Annotated in this window: 10 protein-coding genes; 7 read left to right on the plus strand and 3 right to left on the minus strand. The window is 36.0% G+C overall.

What is annotated here, in order from left to right:
* Nucleotides 1–20 precede the first annotated feature (20 nt).
* Nucleotides 21–1,820 (minus strand): oleate hydratase, encoded by a 1,800-nt coding sequence (locus tag U8526_RS05370; RefSeq protein WP_334340939.1) that lies wholly within the window; start codon nucleotides 1,818–1,820, stop codon nucleotides 21–23.
* A gap of 132 nt (nucleotides 1,821–1,952) precedes the next feature.
* Nucleotides 1,953–2,507 (minus strand): TetR/AcrR family transcriptional regulator, encoded by a 555-nt coding sequence (locus tag U8526_RS05375; RefSeq protein WP_334340940.1) that lies wholly within the window; start codon nucleotides 2,505–2,507, stop codon nucleotides 1,953–1,955.
* A 163-nt stretch (nucleotides 2,508–2,670) separates the two neighbouring features.
* On the opposite strand from U8526_RS05375, the gene U8526_RS05380 reads away from it, so the two are divergent.
* Genes U8526_RS05380 through U8526_RS05390 form a run of 3 tightly spaced genes read left to right on the plus strand, consistent with a single transcriptional unit; the run spans nucleotide 2,671 to nucleotide 6,657 of the window.
* Nucleotides 2,671–5,040 (plus strand): ATP-dependent DNA helicase, encoded by a 2,370-nt coding sequence (locus U8526_RS05380; protein ID WP_334340941.1) that lies wholly within the window; start codon nucleotides 2,671–2,673, stop codon nucleotides 5,038–5,040.
* Nucleotides 5,030–5,746 (plus strand): hypothetical protein, encoded by a 717-nt coding sequence (locus U8526_RS05385; protein ID WP_334340942.1) that lies wholly within the window; start codon nucleotides 5,030–5,032, stop codon nucleotides 5,744–5,746. Before U8526_RS05380 ends, U8526_RS05385 begins: the two co-directional genes overlap by 11 nt.
* On the plus strand, nucleotides 5,743–6,657 hold the full coding sequence (locus U8526_RS05390) for a sce7725 family protein (protein WP_334340943.1): 915 nt from the start codon (nucleotides 5,743–5,745) through the stop codon (nucleotides 6,655–6,657). Before U8526_RS05385 ends, U8526_RS05390 begins: the two co-directional genes overlap by 4 nt.
* 639 nt (nucleotides 6,658–7,296) lie before the next feature.
* Here U8526_RS05390 and U8526_RS05395 read toward each other — a convergent pair.
* Complete coding sequence (locus tag U8526_RS05395) at nucleotides 7,297–8,160, minus strand: NAD(P)-dependent oxidoreductase (protein WP_334341141.1); 864 nt, start codon at nucleotides 8,158–8,160, stop codon at nucleotides 7,297–7,299.
* Nucleotides 8,161–8,314: 154 nt separating this feature from the next.
* On the opposite strand from U8526_RS05395, the gene U8526_RS05400 reads away from it, so the two are divergent.
* The 4 genes from U8526_RS05400 to U8526_RS05415 all read left to right on the plus strand — a co-directional run bounded on the left by U8526_RS05400 (nucleotide 8,315) and on the right by U8526_RS05415 (nucleotide 14,013).
* Nucleotides 8,315–9,166 (plus strand): YitT family protein, encoded by an 852-nt coding sequence (locus tag U8526_RS05400; protein ID WP_334340944.1) that lies wholly within the window; start codon nucleotides 8,315–8,317, stop codon nucleotides 9,164–9,166.
* A gap of 96 nt (nucleotides 9,167–9,262) precedes the next feature.
* On the plus strand, nucleotides 9,263–9,850 hold the full coding sequence (locus U8526_RS05405) for an NAD(P)H-dependent oxidoreductase (protein WP_334340945.1): 588 nt from the start codon (nucleotides 9,263–9,265) through the stop codon (nucleotides 9,848–9,850).
* A 228-nt stretch (nucleotides 9,851–10,078) separates the two neighbouring features.
* A complete protein-coding gene (locus U8526_RS05410) occupies nucleotides 10,079–11,956 on the plus strand; it encodes an LTA synthase family protein (protein ID WP_334340946.1) in 1,878 nt (625 codons plus the stop codon).
* Nucleotides 11,957–12,135: 179 nt separating this feature from the next.
* Nucleotides 12,136–14,013 carry an LTA synthase family protein gene (locus U8526_RS05415; RefSeq protein ID WP_334340947.1) on the plus strand — a complete coding sequence of 626 codons (1,878 nt, stop codon included), beginning with the start codon at nucleotides 12,136–12,138 and terminating at the stop codon, nucleotides 14,011–14,013.
* Nucleotides 14,014–14,027: the final 14 nt, after the last annotated feature.

Genomic DNA, 14,027 nt, shown 5'->3' on the forward strand with positions numbered 1-14,027 from the left:
AATTAGCGTTTTTTTTAGATTTATTTACTATGTGGTGCTTTAGGGTGCAAGATTGATTCCTTGTGTGGAACGGTCTTGTCACGGCCTAAGTACATTGTGTAATATGGTGGGATATTATTTACATAGTGTAATAATTCTTCTGTCACAGCAGGGAGTTGATCTGGAGTTAACTGTGGCAACATATCAGGTGTGATCTTGCCTTTGATACCATTGAAACGTTTAACTCTTTCTAGCAAGTATCTGATATCGAATCTTGAAGGGTTAACTTCAAGGACATCTTTATCGATATCAAGTAGTTCGTAGACACTTTCCAAACCAGTTCTAACTGAAGTTTCAACGGTGAAGACAACATCGTCGTCTACTTCAACGAATTGACCTAAGAATGCTAGGTTCGTACATCCTTCAGGAACAACCTTAGGACGGTCGCCCAACTTACGAGGCATGAATTGGCTAGTTGCATAAGGCATCATAGCTGTAGACATGTAAGTATGTTTTAGTACCTCGTCTTTGATGTCGAGCATACCCAAGTGGTAAAGAAGTTCAGTCATAATTTCATCACCGGTACAGTCCCACATGCGTTTCTTGATGTAGTTACCAACATTTTCGCCGTAGAGACCATAGCCCCAACCAACTTCCTCATCATCAGCTTGGTATGGGAAGAATGGTTTGTGGTGAATTTCAAATGACATATCCCAATTGGAATCTTTAAATGTCATCAAACCACCAGTACCGGCTTTACTTCCAGATAACTCTTCGATACGTCTGAAGAATTCAGGATAACCTTTTACAGTTGGGAAGAATGAGATCCATTTTGTTTGGTCAATCTTGCCTAAGAACTTATCAGGATGACCAAATTTATCATCTTTTTTAGCCAAATTCTTCCAAATTGTGAAGGTTCCCATGTCCTCAGTATCAGTGTTAGTTTTAGCAACGGTGTTGTTGTCACCGAAGCAACTGTTTTCACTGATAGAACCACTAGTTACGAAGACTAGATCTTTGTTTGAGACAGGGACAGTCACGTCTTGACCGTTTTGATGAGCTAAGATTGCTTGAACAGTGTCGTTCTTCACATCAAGAGTTAAATCGTAAACAGAGAAGTTGTTAACGAAGTGAACTCCATGATCAATCAACCATCTTTCGATAGGTAAAATAATTGCGTCATATTCGTTATATTTAGTATGGATAAATCCTTCAAGATATTCATGACGGTTGATGAAAGTAAATCTTTGCCAGTAACGACGGCATTCAATGGCACTGTGATAATGTTTGAAGGCTAATTGACTGTGGAAGCAAGTCCAGAAGTTAGTCTTGAAGAAGTCTTTGTCGAAAAACTCATCGATACGTTTGTCAGCTAATTCTTCTTCTGTAGAAGAAATGATTTTTGCCATAGCGGTAACATAACGTTGAGGCATCTTGTAGTTATGATATTGTCCATCGATTTCTCCTTGGTTGACGATAACTCTAGCTTCAGTATGAATAGGTTCGTCACGGTTGAAGTCAACGACATCATCAAGAACGGTTCTACCTTCATTTTCGAGTGAAGGAATCTTACTGCATAGATACCAGAGACATTCCATGTAAGGCTCTAGTTCACGTTCAGCACGGCAAAGGTAACCTTCATTACCTTTAGTTCCGTCCATTGAACCACCCATAACAGGTTTTTTCTCGTAAATAGTGATATTACGAGCTGGCATTTTAGCATCGTCGATTAGAAAAGCTGCGGTAGCTAGTCCGGCGATACCACCACCGATAATGTTGGCCTTGCGGTCATCGATACCAGCTGGTTTATGAGGATGATACATTGTTTTATAAATGTTCATTGTTGTTGCCTTCTTTCAAAAATGTAAAAGGAACTTCGTCCTTGCATCCAAGATAAGATAAACTCAGTTGATGAACAATTGACAAAAAAATAGAAGTGTAAACATTATTTACACTTCCGAAAATTTGTAAAATTATTTGGCATACTTATTTAGTGCTTTTTTGAAATCGCCATGTACCAACACGCCAATCTGATCCACAATTTCTCTAGGATCATCTTTCATGTCGTTTCCGATCCACTCAAAAATAATGGCAATGAAGGCAAGACTGTAGAAATGAGCGATAAAATCCTTGTGTTTTTGTGAAACGGATATACCTTCGGCCTGTTTTTCAACAACCTGAATAATATATCCATAGAGGACGTTATAAATGTATTTTTCCATTAGATCACGATAAATTGAATGGTAAACGTTTTGTGCAATGGACTTGTTTTCTTTGATTTTGATCATGATATTGTAAAAGCCTTCTTGCCAATTGTCGTAATCGGAGGCCTTATCTAAATATTTTTTAGCATTTTGACAAGCGGAGTATTCCACTAATGCGTAAATATCAGAGAAATGATTGTAAAATGTTTGTCTGGTTAAGTCACATTCGGAAACGATGTCTTTTACAGTGATCTTATCAACCGATTTACGTTCTAAAAGTTTGTTCAGTGAATCAATCAAAATATCCTCGGTACTAATTTGCATGAAATACATCCTCAACTAAATTGATGATATTAATTATATTATTTTTTGATTATAAAAAGTTGCTGAGAAAGGTCAATAATTTAGCGAATCCTTATAAAATATTTACAGACAAAATCGAACGTATGTTTTACAATGTTAAATAGTAATTTACAGGAGGTAGTCTATGGCAACTAAAATTGGAATTCGACAGTTAGTTGAGTTTGTGCTGCGTAGTGGCGATTTGATGGAAAATAAGAATAGCCAAAATACAGCTCAAAACGGTTCACGAATCCACCGTAGACTACAAAAAACACGTTCAAAAAATTCTGAGTACGAAAGCGAAGTCTATCTAAAGACCGAAGTTACAATGAACGATAATCAGTATGTCATTTCTGGACGTGCTGATGGAATAACGACATCTGATAAAAACATCTTAATAGAAGAAATTAAAACTTCTGATCAACCTTTTGACGAATTGAGTGACAATACTTTGGAGTTGTATTGGGGTCAGGTCAAAGTTTATGGATATATCATTTTAAAAGAACATCCAAAGTTAGACCATGTGAACTTACGGTTGACCTATTTTCAAGTCAGTACCGAGGCAGTTACTAGTGATGATAAAACTTTTGATCGCGACGAATTGAATGAGTTTTTTCAAAATTTAATTGATGAGTACGAATATTGGCTGGTGTTACGAGCTAAATTACGTAAAACTCGCAATCAATCGATCCAACAATTGAATTTTCCATTTGATAATTTTCGGGCTGGTCAACATGAATTGGCCGCAGCTGTTTACAAAACTGTTTATTATCAAAAACGTTTATTCGTTGAAGCGCCGACAGGAACAGGAAAGACAATCTCTACTCTATTCCCAGCCATCAAGTCGATGGGAGAAGAGAAAATCCAGCGTTTATTCTATCTGACTGCCAAACAGAGTACTCGCCGAGTCGCTGAAGAAACGATTGCTTTGATGTCCAAGAAAGGCCTGCAACTAAAGAGCATTACGCTGACAGCTAAAGATAAAATACGTTTCAAAGAGCAGGATGTACCACCGGAAAAAGATCCTTATATGATTGGCTATTATGATCGACTAAAACCGGCTTTAGCGGATTTGCTGACGAATGAAGATGCAATTACCCGTGAAGTTGTGGAAAAATACGCTAAGAAACATACAGTTGATCCATTTGAATTTTCCCTCGACGCTTCATTGTTCTGTGATGTTATTATTTGTGATTACAATTATCTATTCGATCCGCTAGTTTATTTACAACGATTCTTCGTTGAAAAGGATACGGATAATTTCTTCTTGATCGATGAAGCCCACAATTTGGTCAGTCGTTCACGGTCAATGTATTCTGCAGAAATAAGTGACTTTAAGATTGCCCCATTATTGAAAGCAGCCAAAAAGATCGAGACTAAGGCTAGTAAAGACTTTCAAAAACAATTAAAAAAAGTTCGCCGTGTTTTCAACCAAATCAAGAAGCAGTTACAGGTTGATGATTTAGAAGAAAGAATAACTTCAGATGCACCGGATGATCTTATAAAAGTTTTAGGAAAATTCGATGACTTTATGGGCGAATGGATGCAGGATCAACAGCCTTCAGATTTCTTGGATAACGCTAAAGATTACTTCTTTGATTGCTTAACGTTTGTGAAGATCGGTGCGTTATATAACGATGCCTATAAGACGCGAATTGTTATTGAAAATAAGCGTTTGACCGTCAAACAGTTATGTCTCGATCCGAGTCATTTCATTGATCAGTCATTGGATCTAGGATTAGGAGCAGTTCTGTTTTCGGCCACATTATCGCCAATGGATTATTATCAAAGTGTTTTAGGTGGTGAAGACAATAGCTTAGCCTATCAATTGCCATCACCGTTTCCGATTAATAATCAAGCCATTTTGATAACGCAGTATATTCAGACCACTTATCGTCAACGTGAATTCAATGAAGAGAAAATCGTCAAAAGTTTAAAGACCTTGATTGATGGTAAAAAAGGCAATTATCTCTTTTTCTTCCCGTCATATGGGTATTTAGAACAAGTAAGATCAAACTTTGAAAAAAGTTATCCACATGTTAATACAATCGCTCAAACTGGTGAAATGGATAACACAGCTCGCCAAGAATTTTTGGATCAATTTGATAACGAGACAGATGAGACTCTAGTTGGTTTCTGCGTTTTAGGTGGTATTTTCTCTGAAGGAATTGATTTAAGAGGCGATAAATTAATCGGTGTAGCTATTGTCAGTGTCGGTTTACCAGGATTGAGTGCTGAAAATAATTTAATTCGAGATTATTATGATGATAAGAATGGTCATGGATTTGAGTATGCTTATCAGATGCCAGGGATGAATAACGTTTTACAAGCAGCTGGTCGTCTGATTCGTAGTAGTCACGATCACGGGATCGTAATGTTAGTAGATCAACGTTTTGGTAGTATGCGGTACACAAAACTTTTTCCACAGCATTGGCAAAACTATCGTCGGATTGCATCGTTACAACAATTAACAGGCACGGTGGATAACTTTTGGAAGGAACAAGATGAAAACTAAGTTAACGAAAAATTTAGAGAGTACGCTCTATCAATATTGTAAGGAACAAGGTTCTTACGTTGTTGAAGAAGTCTCAATGCCAGACGATAAAGGAATTGTCGACACCTTGAGTTATCAACAATTGAGGGATGGCCAGATTGAGTGGCGTTGTTACGAATTGAAGGTTACTAAGTCGGATTTTCATTCAAAAGCCAAGCTGTCTTTTATCGGTAATTACAATTATTTCGTATTACCCCAAGAATTATTTGAAGAAGTTAAGGATGAGATTCCTAACCACATTGGTGTATTGATGTATCGACCTTTTGATGAAAAAGCTATGGAAGCATCTCCACAGACGTTAGTGGCTCCAGGCTTTTTAACAGTGGCTAAGAAGGCCCAATTTCAGGAGTTACAAGTTGATGAAAAACAATTAACTAGCCATTTTGTGGCTTCATTATTTAGAGAAGTCGATAAGGCTAAGAAAGTTGAAAAAGGCTTGCAGTTGTACTCTGAGGATCGACTGTTTAAAGAATTAAAGAAGCGTCAAAAGGCTGGTTATGACGTTTATAATCCAGATCATAATTTATATGATCGTTTTATTGAAGAGCTTCAAGCAGATGCCGTAACGGCGTTACAAGATGAACTAGATGCTAGAAACGCTGAATATCAAGAATTGAAATTACAATTACAAAAGTTAAAGGAACCGAATTTGGAGGATAAGATATGATCTATTATCCTTATTTTCGTGGCCGAATGTATGATTTATTGGCCTTAAAAGAGTTGTGTGAAGGTAATTGGTTTAATTCGCAAATCGTACCAATAATTGAACCAGTGCGAGATTCAAAAGAATTACAAAAGACGGTACAAATCTTTATCGATAAAAAACAACCGTTCAGTGTGATTGCTAATCCGCAGGTCAGCGTCTATGGATTGAATGATACAAAACTTTATCCACTACCAGATGTGTATAACTTAGATTTTTATGTACCGAGTGCAATTTTGGCAGCGGATTTTCGAAGTGATTTCGTTAAAACCTTGCCGCAACAACAATCACTTTTGATCGCCAACAACTATGAATTGCTGAAAGCATATCAAGATACTGACGTTTTAAATAATGTCGATAGAGTATTAATTCCAAATGTCGCAAAAATGCATCGTTTAGTAAAAGACAAGGCAGCCAGTTTAACTGATCCGTTCACCTTTCATCATCATGTAGAAGATTATAGCCAGTTAGATGATGAATTTTTTGAAGCTGCCGAGTGGTATGAACAGGTGGATAACTTTCAAGGCTTTGGCGACTATTCAATGTTGGGCCATGTTTATTTTGATAAAGGAATGTTTTCCAGAGCGATTGCTATTCATATTATCTATGTAACTAAAGACGGCAGTTTACGAGTGCACCATTTTGTTTCTGACAGTAATGAAAGCATGCGTGGACAGAAACAAAAATTCTTTGAAGCTATGAATAAAATGGTTATGTGGGTGGATAAAAATATTAATGGACTTAATTTAACCCCTGCATTAGAAGAGCTACTAAAATACAGTCAAGGAGATAAGTTTCCAGGATTAGGAGTCGTAAAGAAACTCTCAATCATGCATCATTTGGAGTTAATGAGTTGTTTATCGGAATTAAAGTAGGTGGTGTAAGGATGCCGTCGGTAGTAGAAAATCTGTGAGCTTGGAATGCGGTGGACGCGGCTTGAAGCTAATGATTTTACACTTCGTGCAAAATCACGGATCTCCAAGTCCGGTCTTCTGGTAACCTTGCTTCGCAAGCTAACCAGAACTTCACCACTGAGGGCCCACAGGTTTTCTACTACCGACTAAATTTCTGAGTCTATTATATATTTACTATATTGCAGTATTGATGGTTCCTGATCTTCTTCCTTTAATGGTAATGGTCTAAGAGAGGCGTGAAATTTAAATTGAGAGTACAGATATATCTAGATATATCTGATTAAATGCCATTTAACAGTTAATGGTGTATGAGCAATAGAACGGAATATTAGTCCGGAGTAACAAGCCCGATTGGTCTCAGCCGTGAAATTTTACTTGGTGATTTATCACCTAGTAAAAGACCTGAATTTGAGACAATTGTGAACTTCAATTGGCTCAAATCAGCGTCCACAGCGTTCCAGACCAATCGAGCTTGTTGCGGAGGACGGGCAAGTAAAGCAAATTTAACTAGCTATTTGTATTTTTAGACATCAAAAATAAAGAACCTAATAACTGACTAAGTTATTGGGTTCTTTTCTCTAGATTATTAGTTTGTAAGTATTACCACCACAATTTAATGAGACCTTGAGTGCCGTCGTTGCCTAAGTCCTTCTCATCAACAAGCGTTTCATATAATTTTTTGGCCTGTTTAGTAGCAGGTAAGTCGAGATTCATTTTTTCACTTTCATCCAAGGCAATTCGTAAGTCTTTCAAAAAGTGTTTGGAGTAAAATCCGGGTTTGAAATCACCCTTCAAAATACGAGGTCCGTAGTTTTCTAGACTCCAGTTATCGCCACTGCCACCACTAACTGTCTCTAAAACAGACTGTAAATCGAGACCGGCAGCCTTAGCGTAAACAAACATTTCCGTTAAACCAGTCATTGTGCCAGCAATCATAATTTGATTAGCCATTTTAGCATGTTGGCCAGCACCATATGGACCAAAGTAGTGATTGGCTTTACCAATGATTTCAAAAATTGGTAGCAGTGTCTGGTAAGCCTCTTTGGAGCCACCGACCATAATTGTTAATTTACCATCACGGGCACCGACATCGCCACCAGAAACAGGTGCATCCAAGGCTTGTACATCAATTGTTTCAGCCTTTTTACCAATTTTCTTAGCTAGTGTAGGTGTGCTAGTTGTCATATCGACAATAATTTTACCAGTTGATAAGCCGGCAAAAATACCGTTATCTTTGAAATAAACATCTTCAACATCTTGTGGGAAGCCGACCATTGAAAAGATGATATCAGCACTTTCAGCCACGTCTTTAGGATCAGCGTACCATTTTGCGCCACTGTTAATTAGTGGTTCAGCCTTTGACTTTGTTCGTGTATAAATATCGACAGGATAGCCTGCCTTTAAGAGATTGTTTATAACGCCACTACCCATGACGCCAGTACCGATGAAACCAATTTTTTGCATCATTAACATCCTCCAATCGTTGGTTCAATTATAATATATACAAAAAATTTGTCAGTAGTGATATATTTGACCTGTTTTAAGTAGGATTAGGTCTGCTATAATTCATATAACATATAATATGAATATATATTTACAGAAAAGGAGGGGGAGTTTCATGAAATTTGTTAAAAACTATTATAAAAGTATCTTTGCAGCTCTTTTCTATGGAATTACCTCGGCTTTAGGAATTCAATTATTGCTACAGCCGGCAAAGCTTTATACCAGTGGTGTCACTGGTGCAGCACAGTTGATCGTCAACTTGCTCAATGAATTTGCAAAAACGAGTACACCAGTTTATTTCTGGTATGCCTTGTTGAATCTGCCATTGGTAATCTTGGCTTGGTTTAAATTAGGTAAGAAATTTACAATCTTGTCGATTATTTCCATCGTTTCGGCATCGTTATTCATTTTAATAATCCCATTACATCCGTTGACAAAAGATCCACTATTATCAGCCGTTTTTGGTGGAATTCTTTCTGGATCAGGTATTGGCCTTTGCTTCCGTTATGGATTCTCAACCGGTGGAACAGATATCATCGCTTTGATTGTTCAAAGAAGTACTGGTAGAACTGTTGGACAAGTTAGTTTTGCAGTTAATACTGTTATTATCACGATTGCAGGATTTACATTTGGTTGGGAATTGGCTCTATATACAATTATTTCTATCTATATTACAAATATGGTTATCGATAAGATGTACATTCAGCAACAGAAGATTACCGTTACCGTTTATACGCACAAAATTGATCAGATTTCTCAAGAATTACTCAAATCACTCAATCGTGGTTTGACCCTGGATTATCATTTGAAGGGTGCCTATTCTGGTGAAGAAATCGGTTCTATTACGATGGTTTTAACGAAGTATCAATTATTCTTTGCCAAAAAGATAATTCTTGACGTCGATCCAAGTGCCTTCATTAATATCCAACCAACAATGTCAATTGCTGGTAAGTTCAATGATAATTAAAATCAAATTAGAAAATAAATTTAGGTATTAATTGATGACTAAAATCTCCTCAGAGATAATATACTGGAACCAATAAATCATGAGGAGATTTTAGAGATGAAAACAATTATTTATACTCATCCGAGTGCAAGTAGTTTTAATCATGAGATTCTAAATACATTGTCGAACTATTTTTCCCGAAATGATGCAGAATTTCAAGTAATCGACTTGTATGCGGATAAATTTGATCCGATTCTTTCAGCTGGGGAGCTGAAAGTTTATAGTCAGGGACAAACAGATGATGAACTAGTAAAGAAATATCAACGTCGAATAAATAATTCTGACGAATTGTTATTTATATTTCCAATTTGGTGGCACAATATGCCAGCTATGTTGAAAGGATTTTTTGATCGTGTAATGTTGAGTGGCTTTGCTTATGATGAGAGTAACGGTTGGAAAGGCTTATTAACACATATTAAGCGTGTTACCGTAGTCACAACTTCAACAACGACTAAAGAGTATTTGATCAACAATTGTGGTGATCCGATTCAATCAGTTTTCATCAATCGAACGCTAGCTGATGTAGGGTTAAATCCCGCTAATACAACTTGGATTCATTTTGGACAAGTTAACGTTACAACCGATGAGGCTCGGCAAAAATTCTTAGTAGATTTAATAACGGAATACGAAAGTGCAAATTCATGAAAGTGAGTTTGCACTTTTTTAGTTGGCATTAGGTGCCAACTGTAGTACCAAATCAAATAATAAAAAATGAAATTAAAAATTATGACTGTTTTATAATGAAAATAAGGATTAAAAAGTATATCGAATAATTTTTTTTTGAATTTAATTCAAGTTAAACCTAGATATAAATGTAATTTGGTTTAATATATAATGTAATTATATTGAGGGATATTAATGAGGACATTTTAAATGCAAAAGAAATTTAACATATTGGGGATAGTGCAATTTGTTTTCATAATTGCATCAGCTTTTTTGGTCGGCTTTATTTTGAATTACGCCCAAACTGGCGACATTGTTTTCTCCAAACAGATTGTTTTTCAAAGTAATTTGAACACCTATCTATTAACGGTGTTGATTCTATTTTTAATTTATTTAGGTTTGTATGGTATATGTAACCGCTTCTTTTATGCTTCAGCCATTTTCTACGTATTTTTTGCAATTTACGCAGTCGCTGACCGTTTAAAGGTTAAGTCTCGTTCTGAACCGATTTTACCTAGTGATTTGAGTATGTTGAAGAATATTAAAGGCTTGTTGTCGATGGTGACTCCTAAAGTAATCACTATTGTCGTGGTGCTATTAGTATTCTTGATTGTAGCGGCCATCTTGTTTGAAAAGTTTTTAGGCAAAAAGATGCTTCGCTTTGGTTACATAACTAGATTGATTTTTATTGCTTTAGCAGCTGTCAGTATCGGTTGTTTTTACACGGCTAGTGATAATAATTCCTTTACCAATAAGGTTTTAGCCAAGGCAGGATACACTAACTATGCCTCTAATATCAATCAATCGGCTAACAGTAACGGACCGATGTTGACCTTCTTAGGTAATATGTATGTCGATGTGATGGACAAGCCTAAAGGTTATAGCAAGCAAAGTATGGAAAAAATTGTTAAAAAGTATCAAGGTGTTGCGGACGATATTAATGAAGATCGTTCTAACAATAACTTGAGTAAGCAGACACTAATTTTTGTTCTGAGTGAAAGTTTTGCGAACCCTAATCGAGTTCCCGGCGTGAAATTGAATCAAAATCCAATTCCCAACATTGAAAATATTAAACAGAATACCACCTCCGGTTTGATGATGAGTTCCGGTTACGGTGGGGGAACTGCTAATATGGAATACATGGCTTTAACAGGTCTAGCCATGAACCAGTTCTCGGATTCTCTGCAATCACCTTATACGCAGGTCGTTAACAAGCAAGATAATCCAATCAATATTGCCAATAGTTTCAAGACAAGTGCTGCTATTCATCCGTTCCATGGTAATTTCTACAATCGTAATTCGGTTTATAAAAATTTTGGTATTCAATCATTTAGAAACTTGGATACTGCCAAAACTGAACCTTTGAAATATACTGATACCTTGCCAGAAATGGAATATGTCAGTGATGAATCAGCTTATAAAGATACTTTATGGCAAATTAATCAGGCTAAGGGTGGTCAATTTATTAATTTAGTCACGATGCAGAATCACATGCCTTACACCAATAACTACACTAATAATCCATTTAAGGCCAGTGGTTCAGGTGTCAGCGATACTTCTCGTACACAAATTGAGAATTTTGCTAAAGACATTAATATTACTGACAATTCAACTAAAAACTTTTTGGCAGAGTTAGATAACATCAAGAAGCCAATTACAGTTGTTTGGTATGGTGATCATTTACCAGGTATTTATGATGGAGTAGATATTTATAAATATAATGTTGAAGAACATCAAACTGATTACTTTATTTATAGTAATAAGTACGCTAGAGAACATGGTCAAGGGACGACTAAATTAAATAAAGCTACTAAGGTAACTGATCCAAATGGTTTCATTCCATTAGCCTTAGAACAAATGGATCAAAAAGTGACTCCTTACTATGCTTTATTAACGAAGGTTCAACAAGAAGTACCAGCGATGGCTAAGAGTATTGATGAAGGTACTAACAATCTCTATGTCAATCAAAATAGTAAGAGTGTAGATAAGTTAACGAAGAAGCAACAAAAAATCGTTGATGATTACCGGATGGTTCAATATGATTTGACCGCCGGTAAAGGCTATTCAAAATCCGTTATTAATAAGTAAAAGGCGAGAGAGCGAAGCAGGCCTGCGTAGCTCGTTTCCACTATAAAACATAGAACCATGGTAATTAAAAAAGACAGCTACTAACTCAGCAGAGTTATTAACTGTCTTTTATTTTCTAAAATAATAAATGAGTTATTATTAATATAATGTTATATATCTACTAAAGGGATGTTTTTTTTATGAAAAAGAAAAAAATTGCATATTTAGGGCAAGGACTATTTATTGTTTTATCAGTTTTCTTGATGGGCTACCTATTAGATTATGCACAATTATCGTCAGTTTCATATAGTGCTCAGATGGTCTTTAAAGATAATCTACCAGTATATCTGATAACAGTCATAGTTTTGTTGATCGTATATTTAGGACTATATGGCCTAACCAATCGTTTCTTCATTTCTACAACAATCTTCTATGTCTTTTTTGGTATCTATGGCATAGCGGATCATTTGAAAGTTCAATATCGTTCTGAACCAATTCTACCCAGTGATTTAATGTTTTTGGGTAACATTAAAGAACTGTTATCAATGGTTAAGTTGAGCTTGATTATTTGGGTTATTGCCATAATTTTAGTATTAGCGGCTCTTTGTTTCGTACTGGAAAAACAATATGGTAAAAATCTTATTCGTTTTAGACCAATACCTAGAGTTCTACTGGTCTTATTAACAATTTTAAGTTTAGGTAGTTTCTATACGTCTAATCGTGAGGGAACTTTTAATCATTTCGTTCTCAACAAGGCTGGTTATTCAGACTTTGCGGCCAATATTAATTGGTCGGCCAATAGTAATGGACCATTGTTGACGTTTTTAACGAATATGCATATCGACGTTATGGGCAAACCTGCAGACTACAACAAAGTAACTATGCAACGCATCGTTACAAAATATCGTAACGAAGCAAATAAAATTAACCAAAATCGTCCTAATAACAATCTACAAAAACAAACGTTGATTTTTGTTTTGAGTGAGAGTTTCTCTGATCCTAGTCGAGTTCCCAATATTAAGATGAATCAGGAAGTAATGCCTAATATTAAACAAGTTAAGAAGAATAATACCTCTGGTTTAATGATGAGTTCTGGTTATGGTGGGGGAACAGCCAATATCGAATATATGACTTTAACTGGACTAGCTTATAATCAATTTTCCAAATCGTTGAGTTCACCCTTTACGCAATTGGTTATTAAACAAAAACAGCCACTCAATATAGCCAACAGTTTCAAAACTACTGCCGCAATTCACCCTTATTACGGTAATTTTTATGATCGCAGTACAGTCTATCAAAAATTTGTTATTCAAACTTTTAGGAATATCAATACTTCGGGTAATCTTGGCCTTCATTACACCGCTACGGCCGATGGTGGCCAATATATCAGTGATGATTCCGCCTATAAAGAGGCTTTGTGGCAAGTTAATAAGGAAAAAGGTGGTCAGTTTATCAATCTTGTAACGATGCAAAACCACATGCCCTATACCACTAATTATGCTGGTAACCAGTTTAAAGCCAGTGGTAAAGGTGCCGGCAAGAATTTACAACAAGTCGCTAACTTTGCCAAAGGTTTGAATATGACTGATGAAACGACCAAAAACTTTTTAGATCAGATTGATAAGCTTAAGAAGCCAATTACAATCGTTTGGTATGGTGATCATTTGCCTGGTATTTATGATGGGAACAAGATGTCGCAATATAACGTTCAACAACATGCAACCGATTATTTTGTTTACAGTAACCGTTATGCTTTGAAACATAATTATGGTACAAAGAAACTTTCCAATGCTACTGAAGTCACAGATCCAAATGGTTTTATTCCATTAGCTTTAAGACAAATGAAGCAACAAGTTACACCTTATTACGCCTTGTTGACTAAAGTGCAAGAAGACGTTCCAGCCATGGCCAGAAATAGTGTTGGTGGAAATGAGAATCTTTACGTTAATAATAAGGAAAAACAAGTTACGCCTAATAATTTGACCAAGAAACAAAAGCAAATCATTCATGATTATCGTTTAGTTCAGTACGATTTGACTGCTGGTAAAGGTTATTCTCGAAATGTTATTAATAAGTAGATTAAGAAATGCAG

This window comes from Companilactobacillus sp. HBUAS56275 (assembly GCF_036913655.1).
Lineage (GTDB): Bacteria > Bacillota > Bacilli > Lactobacillales > Lactobacillaceae > Companilactobacillus > Companilactobacillus pullicola.

Bases quoted from the DNA above. Each gene is read 5' to 3' on its own strand.
- U8526_RS05415 (WP_334340947.1), top strand. From the start codon at position 12,136: ATGAAAAAGAAAAAAATTGCATATTTAGGGCAAGGACTATTTATTGTT.
- U8526_RS05380 (WP_334340941.1), top strand. From the start codon at position 2,671: ATGGCAACTAAAATTGGAATTCGACAGTTAGTTGAGTTTGTGCTGCGT.
- U8526_RS05405 (WP_334340945.1), top strand. From the start codon at position 9,263: ATGAAAACAATTATTTATACTCATCCGAGTGCAAGTAGTTTTAATCAT.
- U8526_RS05400 (WP_334340944.1), top strand. From the start codon at position 8,315: ATGAAATTTGTTAAAAACTATTATAAAAGTATCTTTGCAGCTCTTTTC.
- U8526_RS05410 (WP_334340946.1), top strand. From the start codon at position 10,079: ATGCAAAAGAAATTTAACATATTGGGGATAGTGCAATTTGTTTTCATA.
- U8526_RS05375 (WP_334340940.1), bottom strand. From the start codon at position 2,507: ATGCAAATTAGTACCGAGGATATTTTGATTGATTCACTGAACAAACTT.
- U8526_RS05370 (WP_334340939.1), bottom strand. From the start codon at position 1,820: ATGAACATTTATAAAACAATGTATCATCCTCATAAACCAGCTGGTATC.
- U8526_RS05395 (WP_334341141.1), bottom strand. From the start codon at position 8,160: ATGCAAAAAATTGGTTTCATCGGTACTGGCGTCATGGGTAGTGGCGTT.
- U8526_RS05390 (WP_334340943.1), top strand. From the start codon at position 5,743: ATGATCTATTATCCTTATTTTCGTGGCCGAATGTATGATTTATTGGCC.
- U8526_RS05385 (WP_334340942.1), top strand. From the start codon at position 5,030: ATGAAAACTAAGTTAACGAAAAATTTAGAGAGTACGCTCTATCAATAT.